Here is a 17,297-nt window from a genome sequence, read left to right on the forward strand (position 1 = left end):
TAAATATTTTTATTTTCAATAATTTACACCCTACTTAATTGCGTCGATTCGTTGACAGATAGGCCTGTAAGACACTAGTGTAGAAAGAGACTACTCGTGCTGTGCATTTTTTATGAACTCTGTGAGTTCATCATTAAATGTTTAATCGAGCAGAATTTATTCATGTGTTTTTTATGTAGCGTTAGTGCAAAAAAGCAGAACGGCGTAAAAGAGCGTCATGGAAAATGTTATGGAAAAAATAGTGATAAAAAACCTGTATAAGGTTTTTGGTGCTGAGCCTCGCAAGGGGGTGAAGTTACTTGAACAAGGGAAAAGCAAAGAAGAAATTTACGAACAGACAGGGCTGACAGTTGCCGTACAAGGTGCCAGCTTTACCGTTAATAAAGGTGAGATTTTTGTCGTTATGGGGCTATCCGGCTCAGGAAAATCAACCCTAGTAAGAATGTTAAATAGGCTCATTGAACCCACGTCGGGAGAGGTATTAGTCGATGGCCAAAATATCCTCAACATGAATAAGGATGAGCTGGTCAGGTTTCGCAGAAGTAAAACCAGTATGGTGTTTCAATCCTTTGCGCTTATGCCCCATCAAACAGTGTTAGAGAATGCCGCATTTGGCCTCGAACTCGATGGCATGGATAAAAAACAGCGTGAAGAACGAGCCCTAGATGCTTTAAAACAAGTCGGACTCGAAGGCTTGGAGAAGGCCTATCCCAATGAGTTAAGTGGCGGTATGCAGCAGCGAGTAGGATTAGCGCGAGGCTTAGCGGTTGATCCTGATATCTTGCTCATGGATGAGGCATTTTCGGCGCTTGATCCGCTTATCAAGACAGAGATGCAAGATGAACTGCTGAAACTGCAAGATCGTCATGAACGCACCATCATTTTTATCTCCCATGATTTAGACGAAGCATTACGCATTGGCGACCGAATTGCCATTATGCAGGGCGGCAGAGTGATTCAGGTGGGGACGCCGGAAGAAATCCTGCAAAATCCCGCGGACGATTATGTGCGCGCATTTTTCCGTGGTGTGGATCCAACCGGTGTTATCTCCGCTGGGGACATTGCCCGCGACAGTCAGCCAACGGTCGTTTGGCATACTAAAGCCGGTAGCCCACGCGCCACCCTAGAAATGTTAAGCATTAAAGATCGCGAATTTGCCTATGTACTTGACTCAGAACACCGCTTTTTAGGTGTGGTCTCTTCAGACTCCCTGCGCGACGCTGTTGACCAAGGAAATGGTGCTAGCAAACTTGAGCATGCTTTTCTGACAGACGCTAAATCAGTTCAAGAAACAGATAGCCTTCAGGATATCTTACCCTTGGTCGCCTCCCATGCTTGGCCTATTCCAGTTGTAAACTCAGAAAGTAGATATCGCGGCGTTGTTTCTAAAAATCTGTTTCTTCGCACCTTAAACCGTGCGGAAAAGGGGACTTATTTTGAGCAATCAGCATCTTAGAATACTCACTTCAGGAGTTTTATATCATGTTCAGTTCTGATGAAAGAGTGATTCCTTTAGATGTGTGGATCACCAATGTAGTTAACTGGTTGGTTGAAGGCTATCGATGGTTTTTCCAACTGATCAAATGGCCCGTTGACTTTATTCTGTCTGGTGTGTCAGACGGTCTACTGGCAACCTCCCCTCTGCTTGTTATTGCCCTGTTTGGCGCCATTGCTTGGCGAGTGTCAGGTTTAAAACTGGCCATCTTTACGCTGTTATCATTGGTGCTCATCGGTCTGCTCGGTTTCTGGTCTGAAACCATGATAACCCTCGCCATGGTCTTTTCATCCGTGGTGTTCTGCACCCTTGTTGGTGTGCCATTTGGGATATGGGCTGGACGCAGTGATCGTGTTAACAACGTTCTACGACCCATTTTGGACGCGATGCAAACGACGCCAGCCTTTGTCTATTTGGTCCCCATTGTGATGCTTTTTTCTATTGGCAATACCGCGGGTGTGCTGGCGACCATCATTTTTGCCCTGCCACCCTTGGTGAGATTAACCAGTCTAGGGATTAGGCAAGTACACCCAGAGTTAGTCGAGGCTGCGCTCGCCTTTGGGGCAACAAGCTCGCAGGTTTTACTTAAAGTTCAAATACCCCTTGCTTTACCGACCATCATGGCGGGCCTGAATCAGACCATCATGATGTCGCTCTCCATGGTGGTTATCGCCGCGATGATTGGCGCGGGTGGCCTCGGGGCACCTGTCGTTCTGGGCTTAAATACACTTGATATTGGTTTGGCCACGGTGGGCGGTCTAGCGATTGTGTTATTAGCCATCATTCTCGATAGGATCACCCAATCAATGGCGACCCAAAAAATAAGGACGTAAAATGAGACTTAAAAAAGTAATACTGGGTGCAGCGTTAGCTGCAATGACAGTGACGGGATCCGCAGCGCTTGCAGATACTCTCAAGCCAGGGGAAGGCATAATCGTTAAACCCGCTCGGGCGACATGGGACACAGGTTTTTTTCAGGAAGCACTTGTTCGACGCGGTCTTGAAACGCTTGGGTATGATGTCGAAAAGCCTAAGACATTGGTCAATCCCATCTTTTATAAAACCGTCACACTCGGGGACATTGACTATTGGGCCAATGGTTGGTTTCCAATGCATAACGATCAGCTACCGAGTAATTTCGACGAGAAAGCTGAAAAGATTGGTTATGTTATTAAAGCCGGTGGATTAGGCGGATATTTAATCTCTAAAAAAGAAGCCGATAAATACAATATTACCTCTCTTGCAGATTTTAAACGCCCTGAAGTCAAACAAGCATTTGATACTAATGGAGATGGTAAAGCGGATTTGACTGCATGTCCTCCTGGTTGGGGATGCGAAAAAATTATCACTCACCATATGGATGTTTACGGTCTGAAAGATTCGATTAATCCAGTGAAAGCGGCCTATGCTGCCGGGATGGCATCCGCTATGGCGGGTTATAAAAATGGTGGCCCGATATTTTTCTATACTTGGGCGCCCAACTGGACCATTTTTAAAATGAAGCCAGGCAAGGACGTTGTGTGGATAAACGTGCCTGAAATCAAGCCAACAAAAGCCCAGAGTGCTGCCGTTGATCGGATGACGGTAAAGGGACTCGAAGGCGCGGTTTCCGATCCGATAAAACTGGGGTTTGTCGCTTCTGACATCCAGATCGTTGCCAACAAAAAATTCGCTAAACAAAATCCCGCCGCGAGAAAGTTTTTTGAGGTATTCACACTACCGCTCGCCGATATCAACGAGCAGAACACGCGTATGAACGACGGTGAAAAGAGTAAGCAAGATATTCAACACCACGTTGATGGATGGATTGCCAAGAACCAAGATAAATGGAACGGTTGGCTTACTGAAGCACGAAACGCGGCTCAATAGTCTCAAGCTGTAACCCTAAATCTGGCCAGTGATGATAAAACGCAAACAACATCCACTTTCGGTTTGCGTTCTATCATCACTGGAACTTGCTTTCAGGGTCTTTCATCAACTCAGATCCGCTTATTTGAGCCCTGTCCCAGCTCTTAGCAGCCTAACCTGATTCCACTATCTATCACTGGTCATGACTTTACTGGCCAAGCCAATAAGCAACACCCCTGATATCCCCTCTAAGGCTCTGGAATAACGCTGGGAATTGGGCCGACTAAATACCCAGCTTCCTGCCAACGCATAGAGGACGTTACACAGGGTCGCTAACAAACTGAAAATAAGACCAAGGGTTAACAGCTGAATTGACGTTGAACCTGCTAACGGGTCAATAAACTGCGGCAAAAAAGAGAGGAAAAATAAAGCGACTTTAGGATTAAGTACACTAACGACAATGCCTTGGAAAAATACGTTGCCGTTTGGTTTGCTATTGTCATCGACCACCATTTTATTGTTGCCACGCCACATTGATATTAATGCTTGAATGCCTAAATACACTAGATACGCGGCGCCCAACCACTTCACAATACTAAAAGCCAACGCTGAGCTGAGAATGATGGCAGATAATCCCAAGCTAGCAGCAAGCGTGTGAACAAAATAACCCACACCTAGACCCATCGCAGCTTTATGCCCACTGATCATTTTCCCTTTCATTGTGTTAGATACAATGTAGATAACATCGGGTCCAGGGATAAGATTGATAGCAAGGCAAGCAACTGCAAACAGTAATAGTGAATTTAAATCCATTTAATTTTTCTCCTTGTTAAACGCCTAATGTATCGCGCCCGCGTAAGTGGTGTCCGACGCAATACCGCAGCCTCTGCAAACCACTTTAAAAATAAAATCAGAACGTTAACTACAAGTAAGTTGATAACCAGAGCCTGTGCTCAACTTTATATACTTTTTGCTCACGTCTTGATTCAAAGCAAACCTCAATTTGCTCATCCTTAACGATCTTAATTGGCGCTTAATTATTTAGTCACGGCAAATCGTTAAACGGCGCACCGCAAAAATCCCCAGTAGTGAAAGTATCAATAGCGATAAACTGCCACCGCCGCTATAACCTTGTTTATGTTCTATGGTGGCAACCTGCTCTTCTTTAACCCGTGTTTTAAAGCGGGCGAGCTCATCGTCTAAATTGACAATCATATCGTTCACCGCAAGATCAAAACCCTCATAGGATTTCTCTCTTAGGGTTGTCGTCACGCCAACAGCGGTTGAACTTTCAGTTAACTGATTAATGCCCGGCGCCCTAAATAACATCTTTTGGCTGCGCATATCGAACACCGCAGTATCGACAAAGGTTTGGATTGCATTCTCGTTGCCAGGAATTAAATACATGCCCACGATAGTCCAATAAAGAATGGCGGATTTGTTCTCGTGGCTTTGCATCAATTGATCGTAAGATACCAGCGCCATCACATCGACGTCATGCAGGCGGGCAACTTGCTGTAAGGTATTAAAGCCTTTGCCATTTTTAAGATAGGTGCTCGGAATGATTTCAATACGATCGATATAATCGTATTTAATAAAGGATTGTTTCACCTTGTTGAGCAAAGCGACTTGGGCGCGACTGTCTATGGCATCAGCTTGCCAATGGGATGAAGGTAAAAAAGCAATGCCGACAGTAATAGGCAAACGCAGCACAGGTAAGGATGGCTGCTGGGCTTGGCGGCTCTTCTCATCTGGGTATAAGTATTCGACTAAGCTACTCGATACCGCCTTTTTATCTGTGGTATTGCCGTTAAAAAACGCGCTGCAGCCACTGAGTGAAAGCATTGCGAGTGAGATTATGCCGCTGGTTATGATCTTAAGTTTCATCTGTTTCCCTACCGTATCCATACACTGCCGCTAATGATGCTACTGAATTTATTGCTAGCGGATATTGCTGGCTACCTTATCCACTCATTACAGTTAAAACAAGTCGTTATGTTCACATATCAAGTCAATGACATTCAAACTCAGGTTTTACATACCAATTTTAGATACAAAAAAGCCGCATCATAAAATGCGGCTAGTCAGGAGGTGCAACACGCGCTCAAAAGCGCTCATACACTTTTTTGTGCACGCTTTTATGCAATAGGCTTAAGCGTATTTACGCACTTTTTTAAGCGCAATTTGTTGTTTTAACATGGATAAATGTTCGATAAACACTTTGCCATGTAAATGGTCGATTTCATGCTGTAATACTATGGCTAAAAACTCATCGGTTTCGATTTCGATAGCCTTGCCCGTTCTGTCTAAGGCGGTCACTTTGACCTTCTCAAAACGTGACACTTTAGCGCGATAACCGGGGATCGACAGACACCCTTCTTCACCCACAAACTCGCCAGACTTTTCGACGATTTCAGGATTGATCAGCACTTGAGGTTGGTCGCGACCGTCAGATAAATCGATCACAATAATTGCATCCGTACTGCCGACTTGCGTTGCCGCTAAACCGATACCATCATCCGTGTGATACATGGTTTCGATTAAATCATCGATAAATCCCTGAACAGCTTCAATATCTTTTACAGGTTGCGCTTTACGTTTAAGGCGCTCATCGGGAATTGTTAGAATATCGAGTACAGCCATGCCAGTTATCTTCTCTCATCGAGTCAAAAAAATTGGCGCTATTATGGACTATTTGACCATTTACACAATATTAAAGCTAAAAACAGTTTAAATATTTTGTTAGCAATCGAGATAGTCGATAAAAAATATCGAGTAATGCATAATCCATTGAACGCTTAATGTCCTCACTTCTTCCGCTAAACCAGACTTTGCCGTTACACTAACCCAACCTCGTCGCGGGCGACTTTTACTGTGTACCTTTTAAGCGTGATTCTCTGAGCATGAACACGCATTTAGCTGAGGGCCAACTATTCGATGGCATCGTTTCCGAAAGACAAATCGCCGCTGTATCGCTATCTTGAAAAAGATAAACAAGATGAACAGGATTTAGCGAGTCACCAGCCGCAAGCGGTGGACTTGTCTCCCATGGCAAAAATCTGGCATATCGTTGCGATGATCCCGCAGGGAAAAATCAGCAGTTATGGCAAAATTGCCGATTATGCGGGATTACCGGGGCGAGCACGTTATGTGTCCAAGGCACTCAAATCAGCACCCGAACATTTGTCTCTGCCTTGGCACAGAGTCCTCAATAGTCAGGGTAAAATCTCCTTCGAGAAAAATTCAGTCTCCTTTCAGGAACAGATGGAATTATTAAGAATCGAAGGAATAACAGTGAACTGCGGCAAAGTTAGTTTGTCTGAGTACCAGTGGCGTCCCGATCTGGTCACTTTAGTCATGGCAATGCCATTTTAGTTTAATATACTGATCCATAAACTGTTTACATCGCTATTTACAGAAGTGTCGGCCTCGGCTATAACCTGCTAACCGTCGATTCCGATTTTTGATTTACGCTAAACTGATTTACCCTGAACTGTGTAAGTAAGCATGCTACTCGACACTTTTTTATCAACCACTACTGAGCGTTTTGTAGTGATACAAGGTGAAAACCTGCGACCCAAGGAGCATTCTTTGCGTACCATTCCCACATTATTAGTGAGCTTAACTGCCCTCACCCAAAGTATGTTTGCCATAGCCGCGCCGACGCCGCTCACGCCGCAGACAGCCGAATACCAAGTCAACTATGGGGATATCGAACTCGGTAAAGCCAAATACACGCTGCCCAATCCAGAAGATGGGGTGTATAAGTATCGTTTTGACAGCGACCTTAGCCTGTTATTGCTAACCGATGTGCGCCACATCTTGAGTGAATTTACTCAAGAAAATAGTCAACTCAGCCCTTTGCGTTACTTACAGCAGCGCCAAGGTGTCGGCCCGAATTACACAGAGCAAACCGCATTCGCCAAAGCGCAGGGCTTTATTCATACCCGTTATAAAGACGAGAAAGGTAAATTCCCCTATGAAGGCGAGATTTTCGATCCATTAATGGTGCAATTGCAATTCAGGCTCGATATGGCAGCGGGCAAAGAAGCGCTCGACTACAAGATGGTCAAAGACAACGAACTGGATGAATACAAGTTCCATGTGATTGGCAGAGAGCGGATGAACATCGACAGTGGCAGTTACGACACAGTCAAAATTGAAGTGGTGCGTGACAATAAAAAGCGCCAAACCTTCTTCTGGATGGCACCGGATTTAGCCTACCTGCCCGTGCGGTTAACACATTTTGAAAAAGGCAGTAAGCAGCTGGATATTAAGTTACTTAAATATCACTTCGATGAAGTTGTGAGCCAAGAAAGCAAGCCGGCAGATATTGCTGAGCAACCGCAAGTACCAAAACTGCTAGGTACGACAGAAGGTTAACTGGCAAAGCATTGAGTTAAGTTAAGGAAATCAACTTAGCTCAATGATACTCAGCCTTAGCTGAACTCACACCGATAAAACCAAACCGAAGTTATACCGAACCGAATGAATATCTAACCGAGCTTAGGGCCAGCCTCTAAGTTCGGTTAACGCCCATAGCTAATGGTTCATTGCCAAAGTTCAGAACCAATATTCCTGCGCTACTAGTTCATAGCTGACAGTTCATTGCAACAAGTTCGTTGCTAATGGCCTATCACTAATCCTTGATTGCTAAAAGATGCGTTAGATACTGACTTAATCTTTTTAAAAAGTGACCTGAACAAACCAAAGTCAGCCGCAAATCTGCTCGCACCCATTTTTCGCGCAGATGCTGGTGTTAGCGCTGTTGGATAACATCAAAGATCGATTAACAGCTCGCCTAATCTAAACAACTTCCAGTTGCCGGGCTGCATGACATGCCACTGTTCGTTCTCAGTCAATGGACGAGTCGCAATCACAGTCACGACATCGTGGGCCGTGGTTTCCTTATCAAAATCAATCACCACATCGGTATCGATAAGTTTCGCTTTGCCAAACGGCGCGCGGCGAGTGATGTAACATAAGTTGTTACTGCAATAGCTCATCAAATGCTCGCCATCGCTTAATATCATGTTGAACACACCTAAGGCACGGATTTGCTCGGCCAACGTCGCGACATAATGGAACACAGCCAACATATCCTCGGGTTTAGTGCCGCCAAACTTCTGGGCAACTTGTTCCAAAATCCAGCAGAAAGCGAGTTCGCTGTCAGTATCGCCAACGGGTTGATAGCGAGAAACGTTGAACTTAGGCAGATAGTCCGTCAATTGGCCATTGTGGGCATAGGTCCAATAACGTCCCCATAATTCGCGGGTAAAAGGATGGGTGTTCTCTAAAGATACGCAGCCGCGATTCGCTTGGCGAATATGGCTTATCACCACTTCACTTTTAATCGGGTAGGATTTGATCAATTTTGCAATATGCGATTCGCTACTCGGGCAAGCATCTTTAAAAGTACGACTGCCTTTACCCTCGTAAAACGTAATACCCCAGCCGTCCACGTGGGGACCTGTTACGCCACCACGTTGTGCTAATCCCGTAAAACTAAACACAATATCGGTTGGCACATTGGCGCTCATCGCCAGTAACTCGCACATATTTCTCGCCTATCATCAATCAAAAATCCACTTGCTGGCATTGTAACTAGTTGATGACATTTGTGGAATGATCAAAGCTGACAAATAATTTAAACAATTGTTTGAAAAATACTTGTATTAAAATTGTCTTAGGTTTAACTTTTATGCGACACAGGTCTGACCACAAACTATAATTGTGATCGCAATCAACAAAACACTCTATGACCTGTGGTTGGCACTCGGTCATATTTAAGGAGAATTACAGTGACTACCCTACTTTGGATCATCGCCATGATCTTAGTGCTAGGAGCCCTAGCTTACCTTCGGGTATCTTTGCTCACTGCCACTATTGCAGCCGCTGTTGTGATGACAGCAGGATGGACACTCGATGTTGTCGGCCCTATCTCTTGGATCATTTTCCTTGTGGTAGCCTTGCCGTTAAATATCAGTGCATTTAGACAAAATGTGATCAGTCGTCCACTGATGAAGGTATATCGCGGCATCATGCCGGAAATGTCTTCAACAGAGAAAGAAGCGATTGAAGCCGGCACCACTTGGTGGGAAGCCGATCTGTTTGCGGGTAACCCTAACTGGAAAAAACTACATAACTACCCAGTTGCGCGTTTAAGTGCAGACGAACAGGCATTCCTCGATGGCCCTGTTGAAGAAGTGTGCCGCATGGTGAATCAACACCAAGTGTCACATCAACTTGCCGATCTGCCTGCCGACGTATGGCAATATCTGAAAGATAATGGCTTCTTCGCCATGATCATTAAGAAAAAATACGGCGGTTTAGAATATTCAGCTTATGCCCAATCGCGCGTGTTACAAAAACTCGCAGGTTTGAGCAGTGAGTTGGCATCCACTGTTGGTGTGCCTAACTCTTTAGGCCCTGGAGAGCTGCTGCAACATTACGGTACTCCAGAGCAACAAAACCATTATTTACCGCGTTTAGCCAAAGGGTTAGAAGTACCTTGTTTCGCACTGACCAGCCCAGAAGCCGGTAGCGATGCAGGCTCTATTCCTGACTTTGGTATCGTGTGTAAAGGCCAATGGGAAGGTGAAGAAGTTCTGGGTATGAAACTGACCTGGAACAAGCGTTACATCACTTTAGCCCCTGTCGCGACAGTATTAGGCTTAGCCTTCAAACTACGCGATCCAGAGCATCTACTTGGCGATAAAGAAGAACTTGGCATTACTTGTGCTTTGATCCCTACCGATATGGAAGGAGTTGAAACCGGTCGTCGTCACTTCCCGCTCAACTGTATGTTCCAAAACGGTCCAACACACGGCAACGAAGTATTCGTGCCATTAAGCTTCATCATTGGCGGCCCGAAAATGGCAGGTCAAGGCTGGCGCATGCTGGTGGAATGTTTATCAGTGGGCCGTGGTATCACACTGCCATCAAACTCAGCTGGCGGCGTGAAAACCGCGGCACTGGCAACGGGTGCTTATGCTCGCATTCGTCGTCAGTTCAAATTGCCTATCGGCAAGCTTGAAGGTATCGAAGAGCCAATGGCACGCATCGGCGGTAACGCTTATCTGATGGATGCGGTAACCACGTTGACCACTACAGGTATCGACCTAGGTGAAAAACCGTCGGTTATCTCTGCGATTGTGAAATATCACCTGACAGACAGAATGCAGAAATGCGTTATCGATGCCATGGATATTCACGGTGGTAAAGGCGTGTGTCTTGGCCCCAATAACTACTTAGGCCGTGGCTACCAAGCTGCGCCTATCGCGATTACCGTTGAAGGCGCAAACATCCTGACCCGTTCTATGATCATCTATGGCCAAGGCGCAATTCGCTGCCATCCGTACGTGCTTGCAGAAATGGAGTCAGCATTTGATACCGAATCGGGTCAAGGTTTAGCTAACTTCGATGCGGCCATCTTTGGTCACATTGGTTTCGCGACCAGTAACTTCATCCGTAGCTTCTGGTTAGGTCTGACATCAAGCCGTTTCTCTAACGCGCCTTATTCAGATAAAACCAAGCGTTATTATCAACAAATGAACCGTTTCAGTGCCAACCTTGCCCTGCTTTCTGACTTAGCCATGGCAACCTTGGGCGGCAACCTTAAACGTAAAGAGCGTATCTCTGCCCGTTTAGGTGACCTACTGAGCCAACTGTATCTGGCATCTGCCACGCTGAAACGTTATGAAGATGAAGGCCGTCAAACCGACGACTTGCCATTAGTGCAATGGGCGGTTGAAGATGCGCTGTACAAGTTACAAGCCTCGTTAGACGATTTATTGGATAACTTCCCTATGGGTCTTGGCGGCGCATTACGCGTGGTGATGTTCCCATTCGGTCGTCCACTGAAACGCCCAAGCGATGTGTTAGATCATAAAGTCGCTAAGATTATGCAAACACCGTGTGAAAGCCGTGACCGTCTAGGTAAAGGCCAGTTCTGGACCAACTCTGAGCACAATGCTGTGGGTATCCAAGAACAAACGCTACTGGACATCATTGCATCTGAGCCTCTGCATGACAAAGTCTGTAAGGCGAGCGGTAAACGTCTACCCTTCATGTGGTTAGATAAAGTAGCCGCTGAAGGTAAAGCACTAGGCGTGCTGAGCGACGATGAAGTTAACTTGCTAGAAAGAGCGGAAATCGGTCGTATGAAGTCAATCAACGTTGATGACTTTGACCCAGCTGAACTGCGTCCAGAAGTGGTTTCTACCACTTCACAGGAACGCGCAGCGTAATCCACTCAGTAAGATTTAAACCAACAAAAAGGAGGCTAATTAGCCTCCTTTTTTATAACAAGTCTATCTGCCTCTGTCACGAATCAACCGCTCAATATGATACAAGCTCAATCAGATAAAGCTTCACAACCAGATGACGAAAGCTATTCAGCGTTAACATAGCTTATCCTTTATCCTGCAAACGATGTCGCATAACAGCTAGTACCGCGGAACTAAAATAACAATGTAATGGCGTGAAGACAGTGCCAAGCGTTGTGCTTTAAAACTAAGAATACATCGTTAATACAAGCTTAAATGTACTGCGTCGTGTATCAATACTTACTGCAAACGAGGCATAGTAAGAAGTGACTTATCAAGCTTCAAGGCAACGCCCACGCTGCGCCCTGCGAGATTAGGAACAGAATAGTGAGCAGCACTACCGAGGAGAATCGCACATTCTGGCAGCGTCAATCCATAATCTTGTTGTAACCACTGAATAAGCCCTGTTGTTGCCGAACGTAATGCCTCATCTAATGATCCCGCCTGACCTAAGACCATGATCTGATCCGGTGATTCAACACGCGGCATCGCTATCGATTTAGCCTTGATCACATCAACCGTGAATTCAACATCCATAGAGGTTTCCAAAGCATACTGCGAGGTTTCACCATCCCCTTGCAACGCATGAGCGTCGCCAAGATAGAGTAAAGCACCAGGTTGTTGCACAGGTAAATAAACAATATTGCCTTCAACTACTTCGTTAAAGTCCATGTTGCCTCCAAAGCGTCCGGTATCACCCGTAGATACGGGCGCAGAACCAAAACCTGGTGCAACAGCCAGCCCACCTAGCATAGGCCGTACTTTAATTGTGTAGTCTTTTAAATGTTCAGTTGGCGTTTCCAAGCTCGCCACTCCACGCTCTCTGTCCAATTTCCAGCGCACAGGCTTTCCAAGTTCGTCCGCTTGAGTCGCAAAACGTGCCCCCAATGCTCGCCCTACTATCGCATCCAAGCTATCAGCATAATCTCGATTCAATCTAAGTCGATTTATCCGTATGACCAGCGTATCCCCTGGCGTTGCGGTGGCAATAAAGAAAGGGCCAGTTTGTGGATTTCCAAATAGAGCCTTAGTGACGCCGTGCTCATCGACCCCACCCGAGTCAATCGTTTTTGTTTGTACTGTATCCCCAGGCCAAATCGTGAGGACGGGTGTGCGATGAGGATCAAATAGATAGGAATAGTTTGTCGGCATGAATTCATAACGCCGCGGTTGGCCTTCTGGACGCGTGGCTATTTTCCGTGCCGAAAAGGCATGTTTCACCCGAACATTTGGATGATTGGTATCAGGAAAATCGGCAATACCTTCAATGGTATTATCCTGCATCTTGCCCTCATAGTGATAGACCGCGCCATTCGCATCTGTGCTTTCAAAGGTAAGACTTGTACCTTGGCGATGTCCGCTCAGCTTGTCACCGTCTATATCGCCACTGAGATTGTCACCCTTGGATGTTAATGTCAGTGTGCCATATACAGGATTACCCCAGAGATCCGCTGTCAGTAGCCATTGTTCAGCTGCGTGCGCCTGACCAAACACCAGACTCAAGCACATGAGTGTGGAACATTTCAACATCGGTATTCTCCAGTTTAACTTGCGAATATGAGAGTGAGTTTGTCGTATCAACAAGATAAAACATGGCTGTGATACCTTATGACATGCTCAAGTTAACTCTTTATCATGTTATCCACCACACCCTTGTCAGCTTCGTCATTTATTACAGCGTTAGCGTCTGATTTCTCAAGCCTTAATTGCTCAGCCACCTCTTCCGCTTTTGCCTTTGCTAAAGCGGCTTCTGCGGCGGATTTCTCTTGGGCTTCCTGTGCTTCTCGCTCTGCAATCGCTTGCTGTACTTTGGCTTCTTCTAAGGCTTCAATCGGCAACAAGCTAATCAGCTCAATACCATTCGGGAACACAGTATCATTACCTGATACTACGACGACCTTACCTTCCTTGGTTAAATAAACCAATGGCATAGCCGTTTCACCGTAACGCTTACGGAAATGCTCAAAGCTGAAGTTTTCGGTTAAATTGGTCACTTTAAGTTGAGCGCCTCTCGCCATCAGGCTTGCAATCTTGGCATAGGACACGGCATCACCAAACAGACATAAGCGCTGCTTATAAGTTTCAGAGAGCTGGTGGCGCGCACTGCCCACTTCGGTATTATTTAAGCCAAAGACCTTCTTAGTGCCAAAGAAATCTTGAAAATGGAAACTCACTAGAGGGTTTAATTGTCGATAAGGCGAAATGATCAACACGCGGCCAATCCCAGTTAAATCCATATAGGTTTCAGCATGTTCAGATGCGGGATTGCCAAAATACACCGGGATATTATCCATACGTGCTAGGCGAATATTATCCCAGTTATTATCAGCCAATAGCACTTTGACATCCTTGGCTTTTAAGATTTTCGCTAACTCACGGGAAAATTTAGAAGCACCGAAAATCAATAAACCTTGGGCAGAATCGGCTTTGACACCGAGGAATCGCGCCCAACGTCCCGCGGTTAAACTTTGGATAACGACCGTGCCGATAATAATTAAAAACACTAAGGGCACAATCGCATCGGCGCCTTGCACATTGTTGGCTTCTAACTTAATCGCAAACAATGACGATACCGCCGCAGCGACTATGCCTCGCGGCGCAATCCAGCATAAAAACCATTTATCGGCCCTCGACAAAGAGGTGCCGACACCAGAAACCCAAATACTCAGCGGCCGAGCTAACAACATAGTGACCGCTAAAACGCCTAGTCCGCCCCAACCTAAGTCGAGCATGGCATTAGAATCTAATCGCGCCGCCAATAAAATAAACAATGCCGAAATCAGTAGTACGGTTAAGGTCTCTTTAAACTCAAGGATTTCAGCAATATCCACACCGCGCATATTGGCAAGCCAAATGCCCATAACGGTCACAGTCAGTAGACCCGACTCTTCCTGTAATAGGTTCGAACCGACAAAGATGCCGAGCATTAAGGTTAAGACTGCGGTATTGCGCAAATAATGTGGCAACAGGTTGCGTCTTAATATTTGCCCAGTGAGGTAACCTGCTGCCGCTCCAAGCCCTAATCCTAGAGAAAGCATTGAACCTAGGGCATAAAGCACATGCGTTGTCTGATCGCCTGAAACTGTAATATATTCAAAAACTAATACTGCGAGCAGCGCGCCTATGGGGTCAATGACTATGCCTTCCCAGCGTAAAATACTCGCCAATTGGGATTTTGGGCGCACACTTCTGAGCATAGGCACGATAACCGTCGGTCCCGTGACCACCACTAATGCACCAAAGAGGAGTGCAATTTCCCAACTAAAATCGAGTAAATAAAAGGTGGCCGTGCTGATACAAGCCCAAGTGATCACTGTCCCTATGGTCACAAGATGCGTCACCATACGGCCATGATCTTTGATTTCTTTAAAGTTGAGAGTCAATGCGCCTTCAAACAAAATCACGGCAACCCCGAGAGAAATGATCGGAAAGAGTAAATTGCCAAAAATAGCATCGGGATTGAGGAAGCCAAGTCCGGGGCCGAGGGTGAGTCCACAGAGCAGTAAGGGCAAAATCGCCGGTAACCGCAATTTCCAACCAAGCCATTGACAAAAAAGCGATAACACCCCAATCAGCGCTAACATACCCGTGATTTGTTCAACCATAAAAAATCCTTTAGGTGAGAAAAACAATGAGCTCGCATTATCTTTAATGAAATAGATGACATGAGCATGATAATGGCTCGGGAATTATCTATTTCGCTTAACAATAGCAGCAAATGCATAAACGCTATAAAGTTTATCGAAGACTGCATGGCCTAAGTGAAACCAAGGCGCAACAGCGATGGACTGCAAGCTGCAGCGATTTTACGAAGCAATTATTTGATGAAAAAGATAGAAATAAAAAGGCCTTACATTGCTGTAAGGCCTTTTTATTGATTTGGCGGAGCGGACGGGACTCGAACCCGCGACCCCCGGCGTGACAGGCCGGTATTCTAACCAACTGAACTACCGCTCCAAATTCTTCCATATCCGACATCTGACGAGTTTTAAACCCGCTAGCACCAGCGTGACAGGCCGCTGAAGCTAAAACAGCCATAACGATAATTCAACTGACTTATCAAGGCTTCTGCTTAAGATGCGAAGAATAATACGGTTGAGCCCTGCGGGCGTCAACCGTTTTTTTACTTAGATTTATCATTTGATTAAAAAAAAACCAAATCAATTTCCGACCTTGATTTATGTGCCAAATATTGCTCTACGCCCTAGTTCAAAGTCATAACTCAAACACATCAGCGATACTTGGCTAACGGTCTTTATCCGCCTCATCTGGCATAGTGAGATCGATTTCATCTAATGACGGCGCAGCAGCTGGATTCGCCGATGCTTCTTCCAATAAACGTGACTCAGCGGCAGCTAAGGCCTGTGCTAGACTTTGGCGTTTACGCCACACAATTAATCCCACCACGCCCAAGACTAATAAGATAGTGTTGATTGTGATGATCCAAAACATGGCATCTTTCTTTGCAAGTTCTTCTTCCTCTGCCGCTTTTTGTGCAGCAACAGCAGCTAACTCTTCGGCGCTCGGCGGTGGCTCTGGTGGCTGAATTAAGTTGAAAAATAGCTCAGGTAAATCCAGCACAATCTCTCGACCAGTAATCGTTGTCGTTGCTACAAAACCTTTAATACGATAACTACCAAACTCAGTCACAGTCGGTAAATCTAGTTCAGAGTCCGGCTCAGTAAGGCCATTCACCGTTAAAGGCAGTTGTAAGCCAGCAGGGCCCACCAACTCAAAGGAAAAATGCGTTTCAGCCAGTTGCAGCACAGCACTATCGACGTGCAGCATGATTTTCCACTGCCCCGTTAACGGATCGTCTGGGGTAATGACTTCTAAATTAATTGGCCGCGGCGATAATCTAAACGGAAATGAAATCTGCCGCTCAAACACGTTGTTGCGTGCTTGCACCACAAACTCATAATCCCCCCAAGGCTGCTTTACATTGATATTGCTGGTAAATACACCATCATCGGGTTTTTCATCATAATCTTCACCATTGTCTTTGTAGGAACCGACAATAATGTCACCCGCGGCAAAATTCTCATCGCCGGCCCTGTGCTTACTCACAAAATGAGCCGTCCATTCCACCAGAAAGTCGAGTCCTGGCATGCGCACACGCTGAGCATCCCCCATCAACTGGGCGACAATTTTCACTTGCTCACCTTGGAATATCGGCTGCGGCAAAGGCTGAACTTCGATTTCGAGTTTAGAGAGTTTGTTGAGGGTCGAACCAGGGACGACTTTACCCACCAACTGCCAAGGTCCAGGCATAGGCGACTCAATGTAAATAATATCGCCGGTAATGCCATCGACCCACTTGACGGTTTCGGGATGGCGATTGGCGTACCATTTACTGCCATCGGGCAACACAATGACTACCGGTGCAGAACCGTATTCACGCTCCACTAACAGCGTCATGTTATCGACCATATGGTCGATGCGAAAACGGTTCTTAAGCTCAGAAGCCGTCTCCAATCCTATAATCGGCGCGGCCTTGGGCGGCTTGACGACTTTTTTAGCGGTTTCAGCCTCGGCGGCCAATACAGACGTCACACTGGCAAACAGCGTAGTGACAACAAGGCAAAGCGCTAAAATGGGTTTATGGCGCGACATCGGCATAGTGATTT

The 17,297-nt window shown here is 45.9% G+C and carries 13 protein-coding genes and 1 tRNA gene; 6 read left to right on the forward strand and 8 right to left on the reverse strand.

Annotated elements, in window-relative coordinates:
- Positions 1-229 precede the first annotated feature (229 nt).
- From proV to proX, 3 genes are read left to right on the forward strand one after another with little or no spacing between them, the layout of a single operon-like run.
- Positions 230-1,456 (forward strand): glycine betaine/L-proline ABC transporter ATP-binding protein ProV, encoded by a 1,227-nt coding sequence (gene proV, locus DYH48_RS10460; protein ID WP_198136741.1) that lies wholly within the window; start codon positions 230-232, stop codon positions 1,454-1,456.
- 26 nt (positions 1,457-1,482) lie between these two features.
- Positions 1,483-2,328 (forward strand): ABC transporter permease, encoded by an 846-nt coding sequence (locus tag DYH48_RS10465; RefSeq protein WP_115334728.1) that lies wholly within the window; start codon positions 1,483-1,485, stop codon positions 2,326-2,328.
- 1 nt (position 2,329) lies between these two features.
- The gene (gene proX / locus DYH48_RS10470) at positions 2,330-3,364 is read left to right on the forward strand and encodes a glycine betaine/L-proline ABC transporter substrate-binding protein ProX (protein ID WP_115334729.1); all 1,035 of its coding nucleotides are present in this window, start codon (positions 2,330-2,332) and stop codon (positions 3,362-3,364) included.
- 165 nt (positions 3,365-3,529) lie between these two features.
- Here proX and DYH48_RS10475 read toward each other — a convergent pair whose 3' ends face one another.
- The 3 genes from DYH48_RS10475 to def all read right to left on the reverse strand — a co-directional run bounded on the left by DYH48_RS10475 (position 3,530) and on the right by def (position 5,986).
- Entirely contained in the window at positions 3,530-4,156 is a 627-nt protein-coding gene (locus tag DYH48_RS10475; RefSeq protein ID WP_115334730.1) for a LysE family translocator, read from the reverse strand.
- 228 nt (positions 4,157-4,384) lie between these two features.
- On the reverse strand, positions 4,385-5,230 hold the full coding sequence (gene rhlP, locus DYH48_RS10480) for a rhombotarget lipoprotein (protein WP_115334731.1): 846 nt from the start codon (positions 5,228-5,230) through the stop codon (positions 4,385-4,387).
- 264 nt (positions 5,231-5,494) lie between these two features.
- The gene (gene def / locus DYH48_RS10485) at positions 5,495-5,986 is read right to left on the reverse strand and encodes a peptide deformylase (protein WP_006081499.1); all 492 of its coding nucleotides are present in this window, start codon (positions 5,984-5,986) and stop codon (positions 5,495-5,497) included.
- A gap of 294 nt (positions 5,987-6,280) precedes the next feature.
- Between def and DYH48_RS10490 the strand changes: the two genes are divergently transcribed.
- Together DYH48_RS10490 and DYH48_RS10495 are read left to right on the forward strand one after the other, a co-directional pair.
- Positions 6,281-6,718 carry an MGMT family protein gene (locus DYH48_RS10490; RefSeq protein ID WP_006087286.1) on the forward strand — a complete coding sequence of 146 codons (438 nt, stop codon included), beginning with the start codon at positions 6,281-6,283 and terminating at the stop codon, positions 6,716-6,718.
- A gap of 216 nt (positions 6,719-6,934) precedes the next feature.
- Entirely contained in the window at positions 6,935-7,726 is a 792-nt protein-coding gene (locus DYH48_RS10495; protein ID WP_086012237.1) for a DUF3108 domain-containing protein, read from the forward strand.
- Between the two features lie 395 nt (positions 7,727-8,121).
- Here DYH48_RS10495 and DYH48_RS10500 read toward each other — a convergent pair whose 3' ends face one another.
- A complete protein-coding gene (locus DYH48_RS10500; protein ID WP_006081496.1) occupies positions 8,122-8,901 on the reverse strand; it encodes a class II glutamine amidotransferase in 780 nt (259 codons plus the stop codon).
- Between the two features lie 243 nt (positions 8,902-9,144).
- Between DYH48_RS10500 and fadE the strand changes: the two genes are divergently transcribed.
- Positions 9,145-11,592, forward strand: a complete 2,448-nt coding sequence (gene fadE, locus DYH48_RS10505; RefSeq protein WP_012587755.1) for an acyl-CoA dehydrogenase FadE — start codon at positions 9,145-9,147, stop codon at positions 11,590-11,592.
- Between the two features lie 318 nt (positions 11,593-11,910).
- On the opposite strand, the gene DYH48_RS10510 is transcribed toward fadE, so the two are convergent.
- The 4 genes from DYH48_RS10510 to DYH48_RS10525 all read right to left on the reverse strand — a co-directional run bounded on the left by DYH48_RS10510 (position 11,911) and on the right by DYH48_RS10525 (position 17,289).
- The gene (locus DYH48_RS10510; protein WP_115334732.1) at positions 11,911-13,200 is read right to left on the reverse strand and encodes an acetamidase/formamidase family protein; all 1,290 of its coding nucleotides are present in this window, start codon (positions 13,198-13,200) and stop codon (positions 11,911-11,913) included.
- A gap of 92 nt (positions 13,201-13,292) precedes the next feature.
- The gene (locus tag DYH48_RS10515) at positions 13,293-15,275 is read right to left on the reverse strand and encodes a cation:proton antiporter (protein WP_115334733.1); all 1,983 of its coding nucleotides are present in this window, start codon (positions 15,273-15,275) and stop codon (positions 13,293-13,295) included.
- 275 nt (positions 15,276-15,550) lie between these two features.
- A tRNA-Asp gene (locus tag DYH48_RS10520) sits at positions 15,551-15,627 on the reverse strand.
- 288 nt (positions 15,628-15,915) lie between these two features.
- Positions 15,916-17,289 (reverse strand): TIGR03503 family protein, encoded by a 1,374-nt coding sequence (locus DYH48_RS10525; RefSeq protein ID WP_115334734.1) that lies wholly within the window; start codon positions 17,287-17,289, stop codon positions 15,916-15,918.
- Positions 17,290-17,297: the final 8 nt, after the last annotated feature.

It is taken from the genome of Shewanella baltica (assembly GCF_900456975.1).
GTDB classification, from domain to species: Bacteria; Pseudomonadota; Gammaproteobacteria; order Enterobacterales; family Shewanellaceae; genus Shewanella; species Shewanella baltica.